The organism is Moritella sp. (assembly GCF_013215705.1).
GTDB lineage: Bacteria > Pseudomonadota > Gammaproteobacteria > Enterobacterales > Moritellaceae > Moritella.
This window is the reverse complement of record NZ_JABSQR010000008.1, coordinates 144,039-162,979: the sequence shown is the minus strand read 5'-3', so window position 1 is coordinate 162,979 and position 18,941 is coordinate 144,039. Positions and strand designations below refer to the sequence as shown.

The window sequence follows — 18,941 nt, the reverse complement described above, 5'->3', positions numbered from 1 at the left end:
GAATTAAAATGGCTGAAATTATTGTTGTCACATCGGGTAAAGGTGGTGTAGGTAAAACAACTACCAGCGCTGCAATTGCTACTGGGCTCGCACTACAAGGGAAAAGAACTGTTGTTATCGATTTTGATATCGGTCTACGTAATCTAGACTTAATCATGGGGTGTGAACGCCGTGTAGTTTATGACTTCGTTAATGTGATCAATGGTGAAGCAAACCTATCTCAAGCATTAATCAAAGATAAGCATGTAGATAACCTTAATATCCTACCCGCATCACAAACACGTGACAAAGATGCACTAACAAAAGAAGGTGTGGGTAAGGTTTTAGAACAATTAGCTGAAAATCATGATTATATCGTGTGTGATTCGCCTGCAGGTATCGAAGCAGGCGCTATGATGGCATTATACTTCGCTGACATTGCAATTATCACCACAAACCCAGAAGTATCGTCAGTGCGTGATTCAGACCGTATCATCGGCATGCTGCAAAGCCGCTCACGTCGTGCTGAGCTCGCTCTTGAACCGATTAAAGAGCACCTGCTCATCACACGCTATGTTCCAGAGCGTGTCGAACGTGGTGATATGCTGAGTGTTGAGGATATTACTGAAATTTTGGCGATACCACTTGCAGGTGTAATTCCAGAATCAAGTGCAGTACTTAAAGCGTCAAACAATGGTCGACCTGTGATCTTAGATACAGAAAGTGAAGCTGGACAAGCATATGCTGACACAGTTGCTCGAATTCTTGGTGAAGAGCGCGAATTTCGCTTTCTTGAAGTAGAAAAAAAAGGCTTTTTAAGCAGAATTTTTGGAGGTTAAATGTCGTTACTTGATTATTTTCGTTCGTCTAAACCAGATGCAAGTTCAGCAAATCTAGCAAAAGATCGTTTACAGATTATCATTGCTCATGAACGTAGTTTACGTGACAGTACTCCTGATTATTTGCCACAGTTGAAACTTGATATACTTGAAGTGATTAAAAAATATGTTGCAATCACCTCTGACCAAGTTCATGTTAAACTTGATCAAAAAGACAACAATCTTTCTGTATTAGAATTGAACGTGACTCTTTCTGAAAAATAAAAATAGTTAAGCAAGTGCTTCAAATAATCTGCACTTGCTTAATTTTTTATTTATTTACCATTAAACTTTCAAATACAGTATTGCCTATCAATTCTGCACGCCAATTACATAACATAATAGGTTTCTCTCCTACTTCTCGCTCTTCGGCTGTTAATTTCCAACACCAATTCAATAACTCATTAATAATTTTCTTTGAACCAATTAATTCAGCTGGAATATTTTTATCTTCAGCGACAACCGCAATTTTATTTCGTATCGATTGGACAATCTTTTTGTAACCTGGGTGATCTGAAATACGTATCAGTGGTTCAGGTAACTGAGCATCAGAGAGTACCTCGACCTGTTTTACGATTTCAATTATTTGTTTACCATGGCGTTTGATTTCTATTGGTAATAACTCAAGCTTATTTAAATCTCGTAATGACTTTGGTTGCTGCTTTGCGATTTCAAGAATGTGTGCTTCTTTGACAACAAAGTTTACAGCCATATCACGATTTACAGCATTATTTTCACGCCATTCACCTAATGCTTGTAATGTGGCCAGTTGGCGAGGAGACAAGAAAGATGCGTTTTTGAATTGCTTATACACCGTTTTAGGGTTTTTCTTTTGCATTTTACGACGGCGTAAATTATCTAATTCTTGTAAGTAATAATCATAATACCCTAGCTCGTTAAGTTTAACTTCTAATTCATTCCAGCAAGGTAATAAATGATAAACGTCCGCGGCGGCATAACTTAATTGCTTCTCTGTTAATGGGCGAGCCAACCAATTAGAACGTGATTCACCTTTATCCAGAGTGATTTTTTGGAACTCAGCAACTAAGCCGCCAAAGCCAAGAGAAGAACCGAGACCACAAAATGCCGCAGCGATTTGGGTATCATGGAAAAAGTCGGGAAATTTATTTGCCACTGTCATGAATACATCGAGATCTTCAGAACAAGCGTGAAGAACGACAGGTTGGCGATCAAGAAGTTGCCATAAAGAACTGAGGTCTTCGACGGCAAGTGGATCGACTAAATAAGTTTCGGTGCCTGTATATAGCTGAAACAATCCAAGAATGGGGTAATAAGTACGCTGTCTGATAAATTCCGTGTCGATTGCTAACACTTCAACTTCCGCACATTGCGCTATCATCTTCTGCAATGTTATTTGATCTTCAACTAAAATATATTCCACTTATAACCTCAAAAAAAAAGCCACTTTCTTACAATTTAGAAAGTAGCTTAATTTTAACGAAATATATTACTAATTATAAGTGTTTTATGACTTTAAATTAGATAAATCATTAATCACGCAATTCACGACGTAATATTTTACCCACATTACTCTTTGGTAATTCATCACGGAATTCGATAATCCGTGGAATTTTATATGCAGTAAGATGTTCACGACAATGAGCGATGATTTCTTCTTTCGAAATCTCACCTTTTTTAACAACAAATATCTTAACAGTCTCGCCTGAAGATTCGTGAGGCACACCAATAGCTGCAGCTTCAAGAATGTTGTCGTTTAACGTTAGTACATCTTCGATTTCGTTAGGGAATACGTTAAAGCCAGAAACAAGGATCATATCTTTTTTACGGTCAACAATGTAGAAGAAACCAACTTCATCCATACGAGCGATATCACCAGTGTTTAACCAGCCATCAGCAGTCATCACTTCAGCGGTGTCTTGTGGACGCTGCCAATAGCCTTGCATAACCTGAGGACCACGCACTTGCATTTCGCCTACTGCACCAGGTTTTGTTAATACACCACCTTCATCATCAATAATACGAACTTCTGTTGATGACACAGGTAGGCCAATAGAACCATTATATTCATGCAAGTCGTAAGGGTTTACGGTTACAAGTGGTGAACACTCCGTTAAACCATAACCTTCAAGTAAGTGATTGCCTGTGATCTTCTTCCACTTTTCAGCGACTGAACGTTGAACAGCCATACCGCCGCCAACTGAAAGTTTCAATGCAGAAAAATCAATCTTTGCGAATGTTTCATCATTTACAAGCGCATTAAACAAGGTATTTACACCTGTAATCGCAGTTGGTTTATGGTCGTCAATTTCTTTGATTAACGCAGGGAGATCGCGAGGATTGGTAATAAGAATATTTTTACCACCTCCTAAGAAGAACAACAAACCATTCACTGTTAATGCAAATACATGGTACAGCGGCAAGGCCGTAATAACGGTTTCTTTACCAGGGTCTATAATACTACCGTATGCACCTTGTGCCTGTAATACGTTAGCAAGCATATTTTTGTGCGTTAAAATTGCACCTTTTGATACACCCGTTGTGCCACCGGTATACTGGAGGAACGCAATATCATCAAAGCCAGTTTCAACTTTGGTAAAGGGTAATGAACGACCTTTACTTAATACACGGTTGAATGAAATTGAATTTGGTAGGTTAAATTTAGGTACCATTTTCTTCACATACTTAACGACTAAGTTGGTGATAGCGCCTTTTATAGGAGAAAAAAGATCACCTAATTGCGTTAAGATTACGTGCTCAACAGCTGTATCTTTAATTACTTTTTCTAACACACTAGCGAAGTTTGAAATGATAACGATGACTTTTGCGCCTGAATCATTTAATTGATGCTTCAACTCACGCGGTGTATATAAAGGATTAACATTAACAATAACCATACCGGCACGTAATGCACCAAACAACGCTATTGGGTATTGCAGTAAGTTCGGCATCATTAACGCGACACGGTCGCCTTTCGTTAATTTAAGCTCGTTTTGAAGGTAAGCTGCGAAAGCTCGAGATTTCACATCGATTTCGCCATAAGTTAATGAACAGCCCATATTTACGTATGCAGGTTTGTTTGCATAGTTTTGAACTGTCTGATCGAATATATCGTTTAAAGAATGAAACGAACCAAAGTCAATTTCTGCGGGAACATTTTCCGGGTATCTCTTTAACCAAACCTTTTCCACCTTAACACTCCTTTTATTTAACTTTTTAATTTAACAACACAATGGCTTTATTATTAATCCCTTAATAATTAATGGCTATTGATGAAATTATTTATTGTGAACGGATCTTAATTGATTAACACTCAATTAACAAATGAAATATCGACATTAGTCGTTTATTTAAACCTTCATAATTTAGAATTAGATTACAATAATCTTATTTTAAGCTGTCAAATAAACCATGATAGTTAATGATTAACAAATTTAACGATAGCGCTTGCGGTTTCAGCAGCATTATCCATGTGAACATGATGCCCGCCTGAGAGTTTTAGAATATTAAAATTTTCTTTACAAAATATTTCTAAATTTAAGCTCTGATTAATTAAGGGATATCCTTTACCGCCAATTATGATCAAGCATCTAGTTGATATAGAAGATAAAATATCAATTACTTGGGGTTCTGTCAAACGCACTAATGAACGAACTTTCAGCTTAGGGTCAGAACAAAAACTAACGCCACTTTCATTAATGGTTACATTTCTGTTACAAATCAATTTTGCATGTTCTTCATTTAAATCTGAAACGAAACAGCGGGCTTTCACAATCTTTTCCAACGTTAAAGCATTATTTTTACGACTCGTACTTTGGTTGCTGTTCTTATTGTAAATCGCCCGACTCTCTATGCCTTTACGTAATTGGTTCACTGTTTGCTCTGCTTCTGCTGAAATAGCACCCAAGCCTTCAATTAATACAACACGTGTTACTAACTCTGGAAAAGTCGCAGCAAGAATAGAACAGATCATCCCTCCCATTGAATGCCCTATAATAGTGACAGGGCCCCAACGTTGAGATTTAATAATCTGATATAAATCATCGACCCACTCAATAAAGTTGTAATGCCCTACTTTATGGGTAGAAAGTCCATGACCAGGTAAATCTATCGCAATTAATTGATAAGGTAGAGAACCATCGTCCAAACTGTCTTTTAACGTATCTGCGAGCGGGATAAAACTGGCAGCATTATCTAACCAGCCGTGTACGGCAAGCAGCACGGGTTTAGACCTATCTCCATATTGTAAACCAGCAATAATATTGCCGTTAACCTCCATGTTAAAATCAATCATTATTGTTACTCTCTGCCTGGTAGCTTCTTCCAAGTAACAGTATCTCGAACATAAACAGGCATTGCATCTTCGACTGCAACGGCTTTACCGTTTGCAAAATCAGCAGCCGCTATCGCGAGCATATCGTGTGATATTGGAAACTGAATACCTTCACATGCAGTGAGTCGCGATACATTTAATCCAGCAAGTTGTTCTGCGTACGTTTCCCAACCGGTACCAAGCGTATAAAACTCGCGCTCTGGTTGGTTGAAATTAGCCACTAATTCAGCAGCGGTAATGACCATTTCATTGCCAACTAACGTCATTATACCGGCATCATTAAGCTGGTATTGAGCAAAGTATATTTCGCCCATTCGCGCATCAATAGCCGGTAATACATCGGTTGCATTATGTAATCGATGTGCACCTTGCGCCATTATCGCCAATGTAGACACTGGTAACATTGGTAAATCAGCACCAAAAGCGAGCCCTTGCGCAATACCAGTACCAATACGAACACCGGTAAAACTGCCCGGCCCGCGACCAAATGCAAGTGCATCTAAATCTGTCAACTTAATGCCCGCTTCAGACAATAAGCTATCAACCATAGGTAAGATTCGCTTAGTGTGTTCACGTGGACTTACAAACTCTCTTACTAATACCTCACCGTTAATACTCAGTGCGGCAGAACAATTTTCTGTTGATGTATCTAGTGCTAAAATATTACTCATAAAATTCACTTTCTAATTGTTAGTTTTCTTAATAAAAGATAAAACGCTATTTATATCTCTGGTTCGTGGCATATCTGGTAAGCTATTGATAAACGTAGCGCCATATCCACGAGAGACAATACGCGTATCACAAATAATAACACATCCCGTATCTTTGACATCACGGATTAAACGCCCTACCCCTTGCTTTAAATTAATCACAGCTTTTGGTATTTGCAACACAGAAAAAGGATCTTCACCTTTGCGCTGGCAATCTTCGATACGCGCTTGTAAAAGAGGATCATCAGGTGATGCAAAAGGCAATTTGTCAATAATAACACAGCTTAAGGTTTGTCCGCGTACATCGATGCCTTCCCAGAACGAGTATGTGCCAATAAGTAATGCATTACCGTGCTCAATAAATTGGTCGAGTAACACTTGTTTATTATCTTGTCCTTGAACAAAAATTGGCATACTAAGCTGTTGTTGTAATAGACTCGCTACCTGTCTAATCATGTAATGACTTGTGCATAAGAAAAAGCAACGACCTTTATTGGCAATAATAATGGGCGCTAATTTTTCAACCAGTATTCGGGCAATATTGGGATCATTGGGCTCGGGTATATTACGCGGTACACACAATATGGCCTGACTTTGATAATCAAATGGACTTGCTAGGATTAGTTCTTTGGCATCGGCCAATCCCATTTGTTGGCGATAATGTGAGAAACAATTATCGACAGCTAATGTCGCAGAGGTAAAGATCCAGGCTGATTTACTCTTGGCTTGTTCAGCGCTAAAACGTTCTGCAATATTAAGGGGCGTTATATTTAAAGTAAAGTTTCGCTTAGTGCATTCGTACCAATAGCTCTCACCGGTATTATTAACCGCCATTATTTGTTGAAATGTGGCTTTAATTTCCACAATACGATCGAAGCATTGATCGACAAGTTCCGTTCTACCAAGATTAAGCTTGATTACTTCATATATGAAATCGAGTTGATCTTGAAAGCGTATAATCGTTTTCATTACCGCTTGTTGATTGAATAAATGTCGCCAATTTCCGCGACCAGATTCCATCGAAAAACTCAATCTTAAATCTTGCGTCGCATTTGCTAAACCATTTGCGGCTTTGGTTACTTGTATTGAGTCCTTAAGGTCTGTTCGCCCCAAATACTGCACGTCTTTACATAACGCTTGTATCTGTTTACTGGTGATACTTTTACCAAAATACGCTGAAGCGATATCAGGTACTTGGTGGGCTTCATCAAAAACAATCACATCAGCGTCTGGTAATAGTCGACCAAACCCTGAATCTTTAACATTCAAATCAGCAAAATATAAATGGTGATTAACAACCACTATATCCGCGTCAAGTGCCTTCCGGCGGGCTTTGACTAAAAAACAATCGTCATAATCAGGACAATCTCGTCCTAAGCAATTATCATTAGTCGAGGTAACTAAGGGTAAGATCTCAGCGTCGTCTTTCAGTCCCGGCACTGAACTCATGTCACCGCTAATGGTGATATTGGACCAACCCTTTACTTTGACATAGTCACTTAATATGGTCTGGTTTTGATATTGAGTTTCTCGCCCTAACCGCGTTAATCGTTCGGTACACAGGTAATTACTTCGACCTTTAAGCAACGCAGTTTTGGCTTTGCTGTTTAACGCATCAATAATAAAGGGTAGATCGCGATTGAATAATTGCTCTTGAAGATTTTTACTCCCCGTACTGATAATGGTTGTTTTATCATTAATCAATGCTGGTATTAGATAGGCAAACGTTTTACCTGTCCCTGTTTCAGCTTCAACAATTAAATTACCCTTGCTTGTGATCACTGAATTGATGGCTTTTGCCATATCTATTTGTGGTTGACGAGCGGTATAGCCATCGATGACCTTGGCTAAAGCGCCACCCGATAAAAAATATTGCTCTATCACCAACAAGTTTCCATATAGTTTTATAAGACAGCATTTAATATCATCACTGGTCACAATAATCAAATTGATGTTTTATAAAACTGAGTTTATGGTTGTTTTTCGACCCTATTTTAGACACTATCACGCTAATACATTATCTGCATATTACGCCTTGTTCTGATATCTAAGCGAGTCTCTGATATAACATGTTGAAGTAGTTTGAGGATATAGGTTGTTCTTTTTAACAAAATTAATCAGTAATAGTGGCATCACTCTCCACATCTGCTAAAATCGCCGTCAATCGACAGCAACACCTCGAATCTAGCTAAATGAGTCCAAAGTAACTTGGAAGAGCCTTCAGGGAAATTGAAAGAAACTCTTCCAAGTTACTTAGGTATAAGATTAAACTCTATAAGGATAGTTAACAATGAGTCTTGCTGATAAAGTATTAGCTGTAAACAATGATTTACCGATCCGTACAGATAAACCGGTTCACAGCGGTAAAGTACGTTCTGTTTACTGGTTAACTGAAGCTGACAGTCGTCGTCTAATCGAAGAAAAAGGTTACGATGTAGCGGCGGATGCACCACTTGCGATTATGGTTATTAGTGACCGTATTTCTGCGTTTGAATGTATTTGGCATGGTGAAGATGGCATGCGCGGTGTACCTGGGAAAGGTGCTGCGCTAAACGCAATTTCAAACCATTGGTTTAAGTCTTTCCGTGAGAACGGTTTAGCTGATAGCCATATTCTTGATATCCCTCACCCATTCATTTGGATCGTTCAAAAAGCCAGACCAGTAATGATTGAAGCAATTTGCCGTCAATACATCACGGGTTCTATGTGGCGTGCTTATAGTAAAGGTGAGCGTAACTTCTGTGGTATCGAACTACCAGAAGGTTTAACTAAAGACCAAAAGCTACCAGAATTACTCATTACACCGTCGACTAAAGGTATTTTAGAAGGCATTCCAGGTGTTCCAGCTGTCGATGATGTTAACATCACTCGTAAAAACATTTCAGATAACTTCGAAGCATTTAACTTCAAATCGCTTGATGATATTGCTTATTACGAAAAGTTACTAAAAGAAGGCTTTAACGTAATCAGTGATGCATTAGCAGATGTTGATCAGGTATTTGTCGATACTAAATTCGAATTTGGCTATGTCACAGACAGTAAAGGTCAAGACAAGCTTATCTATATGGATGAAGTGGGTACGCCTGACTCATCACGTATTTGGGATGCAGCCGCTTTCCGCGAAGGTAAAGTGATTGAAAACTCAAAAGAAGGTTTCCGTCAATTATTACTTAACTACTTCCCTGAACCAGATATTTTACTCAATAAAAACAGAATGGATGAACGTTTAGCGCTCGCTAAACATAATGTATTACCAACATCTGTATTAATGTCTGTTTCTGAAACTTACTTAAATATTGCAGAAAAGATCACTGGCGAAAAGATTTTTTTATCTGATAATCCGAAAGCTGAAATCATCGAGATCTTACGTAACGATTATAATCTTATCGACTAATACGACTCCGCACAAAATACATCAGTATCAAGCGAAAAAATAATAATCTAACTAATTCTAGAGCCGTTCACTTAAAGTGCACGGCTTTTTACTTTTCCATTCCAGCGCTGTCAAATTTAATATCTAAATTTCAATCATTAAGCTTTCGACCCCGCACCTCATTATTGATTAAATATGATCAACATCTAATATTAGAGTTAATACTCAAATTTTCACAAGTACCCACTAGTAGGTATCGAGTGGTAAGCGTAGAATGGAATCAACTAATTTAATTATTGTTGGGGGAACGCATCAGCCTACCCCACGCTACATACAGGTGAGTTTATGGATAACTTTAAGATTATAGAAATAAAAGAAGGCATATTTGCCAATAATAACAAACACGCAGATTCGTTACGACTTGAGTTAAAACAAAAAGGTAATTTACTAATAAACTTAATGTCATCTCCGGGTTCAGGTAAGACGACAACCCTAGTTGCTACAATTAGCAAACTTAAAAATGAAATGAATATTGGTGTTATGGAAGCTGATATTGATTCCGATGTTGACGCCCACACTATTGCCAAAACCGGTGTCAAAGTGATCCAGTTACACACGGGTGGAATGTGCCATCTCGATGCAGAAATGACGATGCAAGGACTACAAGGGCTTGATGCGGAAGGGCTTGATTTAACGATTTTAGAAAATGTTGGTAATTTAGTTTGTCCGGCCGAATTTGATACTGGCGCAGCCAAAAATGTAATGATTCTGAGTGTTCCTGAAGGTGACGACAAACCGCTTAAATACCCATTAATGTTCTCTATCTGTGATGTACTCCTAATTAATAAAATGGATGCAATGGACTTCTTTGATTTTGATTTAGAAGCCGCTATAGAGCGTGTCAAAAAATTAAATCCAAATATTAAAGTATTTCCAATTTCAGCTAAAACTGGCGAAGGTATTGAAGATTGGACTAACTGGCTTCGTACAGAAGTTAAAGATTGGAAAAAATAAAAATAAAAATAAAAATAAAAATAAAATTTTGGAGGCAATGTGATGGGAAAAGACAAAGTTTTAGATCTTGCGAACAAGATCAGTCGGGTTAAACGTGGTTCAAAAGCTGGTATTACGTTTGACGATCCTGAATATAAGATTTATAGCCCTTGGATGTCTGAAGACGTGGCAGAGGTTACCCTTTGTTTGAAACTACGGGAAAAAATGAGTGCGGCGGAAGTTGCTTCTGTTTGCGGCAGGCCGGAGGAGGAAGTAGCTAAACTGCTATGGGAATCAGCAGTAGGCGGAGCAGCCTTTGTGAACAATGTTGAGGGTGTGGACAAATACTGGGTTGATATCTGGGTTCCTGGCCACATGGAAATGGTTGTTAACAATAAAGAGCTTATTCAGAAGTATCCTGAACTAGGTGCCGCTTTTGATGCCTTCGGTAAGAAAAAAGGCCCACTGTGCGCAGGTAATATCCCTGTTGGTAAAGGCCCTATGCGTGTAATTCCGATCGAAACTTCGATTGATGGAGATACAAGAACGGCCTCTTATGAAGAAGTGTCTAAATACCTTAATGATAATGAAGTTTTCTCTCTTTCTGATTGTGCTTGCCGTACATCTCGCGAAGCCATGGATGAAGGTTGTGGTCATTTAAAAGAAGATATCTGTATTCAGATGGGCCATGCGGCGGAATACTATATCCGTACCGGTCGTGGTCGCGAGATCACCCGTGATGAAGCGATGGAAGTGATTAAAAAAGCGGAAGATAACGGCTTGATGCACAGCATTCCAAACTTAGATGGTTCTGGTAAAACTCACGCAATCTGTAACTGTTGTGGTTGTGGTTGTTTCGCAATGAGACTTGCGGAACAGTGGCAAAACCCGGATATGGTTCGTTCTAACTATACGGTTAAAATTGATCTGGATAAATGTGTTGCTTGTGGCGAATGTGTTGAAACATGTCCGACTAATGCGTTGAAACTAGGTCAGAAACTATGTAGTAAAGTGCCAGTAGCTGAAAAAGAACGTGAACTGCCTCATAATACTGAATGGGGCGAAGATAAATATAACCCTGATTACCGTACCAACAAACAAGTTGTTACGGAAGGTGGTACTGCACCTTGTAAAGCAGGTTGCCCGGCTCATATCGGCGTTCAAGGCTATATCAAACTTGCTTCGCAAGGCAATTATGAAGAAGCTCTTAAACTGATCAAGATGGAAAACCCGTTCCCAGCAGTGTGCGGACGCATCTGTCCAAAATTCTGTGAAGACGATTGTACCCGTTGTGATCTTGATGGTGCAGTTGCTGTTGATGACATCAAGAAATTCATTGCGCAGAAGGAAATGGACGCGGATACACGCTATATTCCGAAAATTAAATATGACTATGATAAGAAAATTGCTGTTATCGGTGGTGGTCCAGCCGGTCTTTCTTGTGCTTACTACTTAGCAGTTGAAGGCTACAAAGTAACGGTATTTGAAAAACAAACTGCGCTGGGTGGTATGTTAACCCTTGGTATTCCGTCTTATCGACTTGAAAAAGATGTGATAAACGCAGAAATCGATGTTTTGAAAGAATTGGGAGTTGAGTTTAAAACTGGCGTTGAAATAGGTAAAGATATCACTCTTGCTGAACTGAGAAAACAAGATTACCAAGCATTCTACTTGGCAATTGGTGCTCAGGCTGGTCGTTCGCTAGGTCTTGAAGGTGAAGATGCGCAAGGTGTTGTGACGGGTGTTGAATTCTTACGTAAAGTTAACCTAGGTGAAAATAGCGAACTTGAAGGAAAAGTGATTGTTATAGGTGGTGGTAATGTTGCCATTGACGTAGCAAGAACCGCTACCCGAGTTGGTGCTGCACAAGTGGATATGTTCTGTCTTGAAAGCCGAGAAAGTATGCCTGCTCACGTAGATGAAGTAAGTGAAGCCTTAGATGAAGACATTAACATCAACAATTCTTGGGGTCCAAAACGTATCGTGACGGAAAATGGCCGAGTTGTCGGGGTAGAATTCAGAAAATGTATTTCTGTAATAGATGCAAACGGCAGATTTAACCCGAGCTATGACGAAAACAATACAAAGATTGTTGATGCTAACCATGTATTGCTTTCAGTTGGTCAAGCAATAGATTGGGGTAACATACTTGAAAACAGTAACATCGAGTTAAATCCTAACCAAACAATCCCTGCAGACGCTGCTACTTATCAAACGGATGAGCCAGACGTATTTGCTGGCGGTGACGTAGTAACTGGCCCTCGATTTGCCATTGATGCGATTGCAGCAGGTAAAGAAGGTTCAATCTCTATCCACCGTTATGTTCAAAATGGTCAAAGTTTGGTTCTTGGTCGTATTAAACGTGATTACCGTGCATTTGATAAAAAGAACATTAATCTTAATGGATTTGACAATGCACCAAGACAGAATATTGCTCATGTTGACGGTAAACAGTCTAAACAAACATTCCGTGATCTACGTGAAACATTCACCGAGGAGCAAGTACGGTTAGAAACTGAGCGTTGTCTCGGCTGTGGTGTAGCTGTTGCCGACGAATTTATGTGTATAGGTTGCGGTTCATGTACAACGAAATGTAGATTTGGTGCGATTACGCTTGTTAAAACACATAATGCTGAAGGTTCAGACCTGAAAGAAGTGAAGAAGATCATTATCAAGCATGCGTTAAAACGTAAAGTGCGAGTGGCAGTAAACAAACCGATCAAAAAAATAAAAGCGTTTATTAATAGCTAAGCCCTAAAGCTGGATAATTAATCAATGTTATAAAACCAGCGGTTTAGGTCAATGGTATCAAAAGGGCGAGGAATATAGTTATTCGCCCTTTCAATCAAAATAATAAGGAGGTTCTTATGCACGAATTAGGCGTTGTCTTTGAAGTCATAAAAACCGTTAAAAATTTCGTAGATAAAAATGGATTAACAAAAGTCGATACAATTGTGCTGCAAATTGGTGAACTATCATCGATGATCCCAAAATACATTCACGAATGTTTCCCTGCAGCCGTCGACGGTACGGAGTTTGAGGAGACAAAATTGGACATTGAAATCATTCCCGCAGAAGCAATCTGTAAAGAGTGTAAGTATGTTTTTAATATTATCAGACACAAATCTGAATGTCCGAGATGTGAAAGTCTGGAATGGGGTATGTTAAGCGGTAAAGAGTTCTCGATAAAAGAAGTCATTGCTTGCTAATAGTTGCACACAGCTGTTTTTTTATGACTGATTTTTCATATTACCTAAAAGCTAGGTCGCTGGTTGTCACGTGTTGGCAAAGGCGATCTCGGCAATTTAAATCTTAATTCCCACAAGCCACTTCTGCTTCAAACTTAAATACCGTTCGTTAACAATAATGTAGTAATTAACTTTTCACAGACATAACACGTTGTTTTTTAGCTAATCGTGATTTGCATCCAATCATAAACACTCAAAAATGAGTATAATAACCACATATTTAGTGCGTGATTGTATGCGTGGGATAAGACCTAGTTCCTATTATAACAAGAGGTCGAGCAGGCACTCTTATCAGCGTATTAGCGGCGCATAAAAAACTTAACGTTCCCCCTTAACTGTGTCAGAAGGCGATGACTGGACATGCAGTTAAGTGACTAATTTAAAATAATAATAATTTAAACATTTGGAGTTAATGTGATGGTAAAAGAAAAAGTAATAGACTTGGCGAATTTGATCAGTAGGACTAAACGAGGGGCTAAAGATGAAGTCAAACCAGAACACCCTGAATATAAAGTATTAGAACCTGTAGTCACCGATGAAATGGCAGAAGCGGCGTTGTGTCTTAAATTTCGTAAAGGGAAGACTGTAGAAGAAGTTGCTTCTGAGTGCGGGAAATCACCAGAAAAAACCAAAGAACTGTTATGGGAACTCGCCATGGTAGGAGCCACTATTGTGGGCGAGCAAGACGGCGTCGATAAATTCTGGCTCGAGCTCTGGGTCCCCGGCCACATGGAAATGCTGGTCAATCACAAAGAAAATTCGATTAAATATCCGCAAATGGGTAAAGCATTTAGTGATTATGGCAGAAAAAGAGGCCCCCTTGCGATAGGTAACTTTCCGATAGGTACGGGACCGATGCGGGTTATACCAATCGAATCTGCGATTTCAGGTGAATCTAAACGTGTATCGAATGATGAAATATCTAAATACTTAAATGATAACGATCGATTCTCGGTATCAGACTGTTCTTGCCGTACTGCCAGAGAGGCAATGGGAGAAGGCTGTGGTCACCTTAAAGAGGACATGTGTATTCAATTAGGCAACGCCGCTGAATATTATATTCGTACTGGCCGTGGTCGTGAAATCACCCGTGAAGAAGCATTTGAAATCATTCATAAAGCCGAAGATAACGGTTTAATGCATAACATGCCAAATGTAGACGGACCTGGGCACACACACGCGATATGTAACTGTTGCGGTTGTGGTTGCCTTGCTTTAAGAAACGCCAACATGTTGACGAACCACGATTTCGTGCGTTCTAACTATACTGTAAAAGTAGATGCAGATAAGTGTGTTGCTTGTGGCGAATGTGTTGAAGTATGCCCGACTAATGCATTGAAACTAGGACAAAAACTGTGTAAGAACACGCCTATTCCGAAGGTTGAACGTGAGCTTCCGTATAACACAGAGTGGACGCCAGACAGATGGAATGAAGATTACCGTATTAACAGAGAAGTTGTTATGGCAGAGGGCACAGCACCTTGTAAAGCGGGCTGCCCTGCGCATATCGGTGTTCAAGGTTATATCAAGTTGGCATCGCAAGGTAAATATGCTGAAGCACTCCAACTGATTAAGCTGGAAAATCCGTTCCCTGCGGTATGCGGACGTATTTGCCCAAAATTCTGTGAAGATGATTGTACCCGTTGTGATATAGATGGTGCGGTTGCTGTTGATGATATTAAGAAATTCATTGCACAGCAGGATATGAACGCTGACACGCGTTATGTTCCAACGATTAAACATGACTACGATAAGAAAATTGCCATTATCGGTGCTGGTCCTGCTGGTCTATCTTGTGCTTACTATTTGGCTGTGCAAGGTTACAAAGTTACCGTGTTTGAAAAACAAAAAGCGCTGGGCGGTATGTTAACACTGGGCATTCCTTCTTACCGTCTTGAAAAAGATGTGATCAACGCCGAAATCGATGTATTGAAAGACTTGGGCATTGAATTTAAAACCGGCGTTGAAATTGGTAAAGATATCAGCCTTAATGATCTTAGGACACAGGATTACAAAGCATTCTACATGGCTATCGGTGCGCAGGCGGGTCGATCGCTAGGACTAGAAGGTGAAGATACACAAGGCGTTATCACCGGTGTAGAATTCTTACGTCATGTTAATCTAGGCGATCACTCGAAATTTGAAGGTAACATAATTGTTATCGGTGGTGGTAATGTTGCTATTGATGTAGCAAGAACGGCAACCCGAGTCGGCGCTGCACAAGTAGATATGTTCTGTCTTGAAAGCCGTGAAAAAATGCCTGCACACGCAGAAGAAGTTGAAGAAGCGTTAGATGAAGACATTAACGTTAACAATTCTTGGGGTCCAAAACGCATCGTCGCTGAAAATGGCCGAGTTGTCGGTGTAGAATTCAGAAAATGTATTTCTGTATTTGACGCAGATGGCAAATTTAATCCGAGTTATGACGAGAATGATACTAAGATTGTTGCAGCTGATCACGTATTACTTTCAGTGGGTCAAGCGATGGATTGGGGTAGTATTCTTGCAGACAGCAAAGTTGTATTAAATCCTAACCAGACTATTCAAGCGGATGCTGATACTTTCCAAACGGGTGAACCAGATATTTTCGCCGGTGGTGATGCATTAACAGGTCCTCGTTTTGCCATTGACGCGATTGCACATGGTAAAGAAGGTTCTATCTCTATTCATCGTTTTGTTCAACGTGGTCAAAGTTTGGTGTTAGGTCGCCTAAAACGTGATTACCGTGCATTTGATAAGGCTAATGTTAATCTTGCTGGTTTTGATACCGCACCAAGACAACAAACTTCGCATGTAGATGGCAAAAAATCGAAAGAAACCTTCAAGGATCTTCGTGAAACATTTACTGAAGAGCAAGTAAAGAAAGAATCGGCACGTTGCCTAGGCTGTGGTGTGGTCATTGCAGATGAATACACGTGCATTGGTTGTGGAGCCTGTACCACCAGGTGTAAATTTGATGCTATAACCCTAACCAGAACCTACGATGCAGACGCGGTAGAGTTTAAAGACCTGAGATCTACGGTCATTAAACACGCACTAAAACGCAAGGTGCGGGTTGCGGTCAACAAACCAATTAAAAAGATTAAAGCAATTTTTTCGAAGTAACCAATAAAATTATTAATCTATAAAAAGGGCGGTTAATTCACACTAACCGCCCCTCTCTCTATCATAACGCGAATGTTTTACGCGTGCATGTCGATGTTTAATCAACTCATTAGCTAAACACTAACAACACTTGATTTAAAAGAACTAAGTTTCTTTTCCAAGCATAGAAAGTGCCATTGCTTCTGCCACTTTAATACCATCAATACCAGCAGATAAAATGCCACCAGCATAACCTGCACCTTCACCGGCAGGGTATAACCCTTTCGTGTTGATACTTTGGAAATCACGACCACGTTTAATGCTTACAGGCGATGATGTACGCGTTTCAACACCCGTTAGTGTTGCATCTTTGGCAGAGAAACCTTTAATTTTCTTTTCAAAAGCCGGTATCGCTTCACGGATAGCAGCAATCGCAAAAGGAGGAAGCGTTTTGCTTAAGTCAGTAAACTTAAGTCCTGGCTTATATGATGGCACAACATCACCAAATTCACCTTCACCACGACCAGTAAGGAAATCGCCTACTGTTTGTCCAGGAGCATCGTAGTTACTACCACCAATAACGAAAGCGTTCTGTTCCCATTTACGTTGTAAATCAATACCCGCTAATGGGTTACCTGGGAAATCTTCTGGCGTAATACCAACAACAATAGCGCTGTTCGCATTCATTTCATTACGCGAGTATTGGCTCATGCCATTTGTTACCAAACAACCTTCTTCTGACGCTGCCGCAACAACAGTACCGCCGGGACACATACAGAAGCTATAAACCGAACGACCATTCTTACAATGATGAACAAGTTTATAATCCGCAGAACCAAGTAGTGGGTTACCGGCATTTTTACCAAAACGCGCGTCATCAATGGCTGACTGTTTATGTTCAATACGGAAACCAATTGAGAAAGGCTTAGCCTCTAGGTAAACGCCACGTTTTTGTAGCATTTCAAATGTATCACGCGCACTGTGACCAATAGCCAGAGAAATATGATTTGTTTCAATAATTTCGCCACCAGCAAGTTCAACACCGGTAACTTGACCATTTTCAATTAAAATATCATCAACACGGGCACTAAAACGAATTTCACCGCCAAGCGCAATGATATCTTTACGCATACGCTCAATCATAGTAACCAGCTTAAATGTGCCAATATGTGGCTTACTTAAGAACATGATCTCTTCAGGCGCGCCCGCTTTAACAAATTCAGTTAAAATCTTACGCGCATGAAATTTTGGATCTTTTACTTGGCTATACAATTTACCGTCAGAGAATGTACCCGCGCCACCTTCACCAAATTGAACATTTGATTCTGGATTTAAAACACGTTTACGCCAAAATCCGAATGTATCTTTTGTTCTTTCACGCACTTCTTTACCACGTTCGAGAACAATTGGTTTTAATCCCATTTGCGCAAGGATTAACGCTGTAAATAAACCACATGGACCAAAGCCAATCACAACAGGACGATGCTCTAGTTCTTCTGTTTTTTCAGCAACAAATTTGTATTCCATATCAGGCGTCATTCGAACATGCTGATCTTTTTCAAACTTAGCCAGAAGCGTTTGCTCATCTACGCTATCAGCCAACGTAATATCTAATGTATACATTAAGATAATCACATCTCGTTTACGTGCATCATAACCACGACGAAAAACAGTATATTCACTCAATTGTTCAGGTTGCAGTGACAATCTCTGTAAAATATATTCATTAATAGCTTGATCATCATGATCTAACGGAAGTTTTACATCGGTTAAACGTAACATAGAAAATTATCCAAATATCAAAGTGCATCGCGCTGTTAGAGCACTAGCCAGAAAACTAAAATCTTAGGGCGAGTATTTTACGTTATTATGAAGAGATATGCATTTTATTATTTGAAACTAGCTTGTTTTTCATGCCTCTTTTTCAATCTACCTAGGATGTTAATTGCTTTTAGGTCGTGCTTACGTATAATGCCTGCACTTTGAAAATTGAGGAACAAGCATCATGGCTTTTGTCGTAACCGAAAACTGTATTAAATGTAAACATGGTGATTGCGTCCCTGTATGCCCTGCCGATGCCTTTCATGAAGGACCAAACTTCCTCGTCATCAATCCTATAGCCTGTATTGATTGTGGACTGTGCGTGCCAGAATGCCCTGTCGATGCCATTTACCAAGAAGATGAAGTGCCAGAAGATCAACAGGTATTTATTGAAATAAATGAAGAGCTCTCTGAACAATGGCCTATTATTACCGAAAAATGCGAGCCACCAGCAGATGCCGACGACTGGGATGGTGTAGAAAATAAACTGTCTTTATTAGAGCGTTAGCCCTCACCGCTCTAATCTTAAACCGTTTATATTAA

14 protein-coding genes are annotated in these 18,941 nt (G+C 39.6%); 8 read left to right on the top strand and 6 right to left on the bottom strand.

All coding sequences use genetic code 11. The features are described 5' to 3' along the window. Positions 1–8: 8 nt before the first annotated feature. Positions 9–818: a septum site-determining protein MinD gene (minD, locus tag HRT96_RS06590; RefSeq protein ID WP_293153992.1), complete on the top strand. Its 810-nt coding sequence runs from the start codon at positions 9–11 to the stop codon at positions 816–818. Continuing rightward, on the top strand, positions 819–1,082 hold the full coding sequence (gene minE / locus HRT96_RS06585; protein WP_293153990.1) for a cell division topological specificity factor MinE: 264 nt from the start codon (positions 819–821) through the stop codon (positions 1,080–1,082). 46 nt (positions 1,083–1,128) lie between these two features. On the opposite strand, the gene rnd is transcribed toward minE, so the two are convergent. The 5 genes from rnd to HRT96_RS06560 form a co-directional block, all read right to left on the bottom strand. Continuing rightward, entirely contained in the window at positions 1,129–2,259 is a 1,131-nt protein-coding gene (gene rnd / locus HRT96_RS06580) for a ribonuclease D (RefSeq protein ID WP_293153988.1), read from the bottom strand. Between the two features lie 109 nt (positions 2,260–2,368). Then, positions 2,369–4,027 (bottom strand): long-chain-fatty-acid--CoA ligase FadD, encoded by a 1,659-nt coding sequence (gene fadD, locus HRT96_RS06575; RefSeq protein WP_293153986.1) that lies wholly within the window; start codon positions 4,025–4,027, stop codon positions 2,369–2,371. A gap of 227 nt (positions 4,028–4,254) precedes the next feature. Further along, positions 4,255–5,130, bottom strand: coding sequence for an alpha/beta hydrolase (locus HRT96_RS06570; RefSeq protein WP_293153984.1), 876 nt, complete (start codon positions 5,128–5,130; stop codon positions 4,255–4,257). Between the two features lie 5 nt (positions 5,131–5,135). Next, positions 5,136–5,840 (bottom strand): tRNA (adenosine(37)-N6)-threonylcarbamoyltransferase complex dimerization subunit type 1 TsaB, encoded by a 705-nt coding sequence (tsaB, locus tag HRT96_RS06565; RefSeq protein ID WP_293153982.1) that lies wholly within the window; start codon positions 5,838–5,840, stop codon positions 5,136–5,138. 12 nt (positions 5,841–5,852) lie between these two features. Next, a complete protein-coding gene (locus HRT96_RS06560; protein WP_293153980.1) occupies positions 5,853–7,763 on the bottom strand; it encodes an ATP-dependent DNA helicase in 1,911 nt (636 codons plus the stop codon). 406 nt (positions 7,764–8,169) lie between these two features. On the opposite strand from HRT96_RS06560, the gene HRT96_RS06555 reads away from it, so the two are divergent. The 5 genes from HRT96_RS06555 to HRT96_RS06535 all read left to right on the top strand — a co-directional run bounded on the left by HRT96_RS06555 (position 8,170) and on the right by HRT96_RS06535 (position 16,598). Then, entirely contained in the window at positions 8,170–9,273 is a 1,104-nt protein-coding gene (locus tag HRT96_RS06555) for a phosphoribosylaminoimidazolesuccinocarboxamide synthase (RefSeq protein WP_293153978.1), read from the top strand. Positions 9,274–9,597: 324 nt separating this feature from the next. After that, the gene (gene hypB / locus HRT96_RS06550; protein ID WP_293153975.1) at positions 9,598–10,266 is read left to right on the top strand and encodes a hydrogenase nickel incorporation protein HypB; all 669 of its coding nucleotides are present in this window, start codon (positions 9,598–9,600) and stop codon (positions 10,264–10,266) included. Positions 10,267–10,308: 42 nt separating this feature from the next. Then, positions 10,309–12,996, top strand: coding sequence for an FAD-dependent oxidoreductase (locus HRT96_RS06545; protein WP_293153972.1), 2,688 nt, complete (start codon positions 10,309–10,311; stop codon positions 12,994–12,996). Positions 12,997–13,112: 116 nt separating this feature from the next. Beyond that, on the top strand, positions 13,113–13,454 hold the full coding sequence (locus tag HRT96_RS06540) for a hydrogenase maturation nickel metallochaperone HypA (protein WP_293153970.1): 342 nt from the start codon (positions 13,113–13,115) through the stop codon (positions 13,452–13,454). Positions 13,455–13,910: 456 nt separating this feature from the next. Beyond that, positions 13,911–16,598, top strand: a complete 2,688-nt coding sequence (locus HRT96_RS06535) for an FAD-dependent oxidoreductase (protein WP_293154214.1) — start codon at positions 13,911–13,913, stop codon at positions 16,596–16,598. A 144-nt stretch (positions 16,599–16,742) separates the two neighbouring features. Here the strand turns inward: HRT96_RS06535 and HRT96_RS06530 are convergent, their stop codons facing one another. Next, entirely contained in the window at positions 16,743–18,359 is a 1,617-nt protein-coding gene (locus HRT96_RS06530) for an NAD(P)/FAD-dependent oxidoreductase (protein WP_293153968.1), read from the bottom strand. Between the two features lie 223 nt (positions 18,360–18,582). Here HRT96_RS06530 and fdxA point away from each other — a divergent pair, with 223 nt between their 5' ends. Then, positions 18,583–18,906: a ferredoxin FdxA gene (fdxA, locus tag HRT96_RS06525; RefSeq protein WP_293153966.1), complete on the top strand. Its 324-nt coding sequence runs from the start codon at positions 18,583–18,585 to the stop codon at positions 18,904–18,906. Positions 18,907–18,941 lie beyond the last annotated feature (35 nt).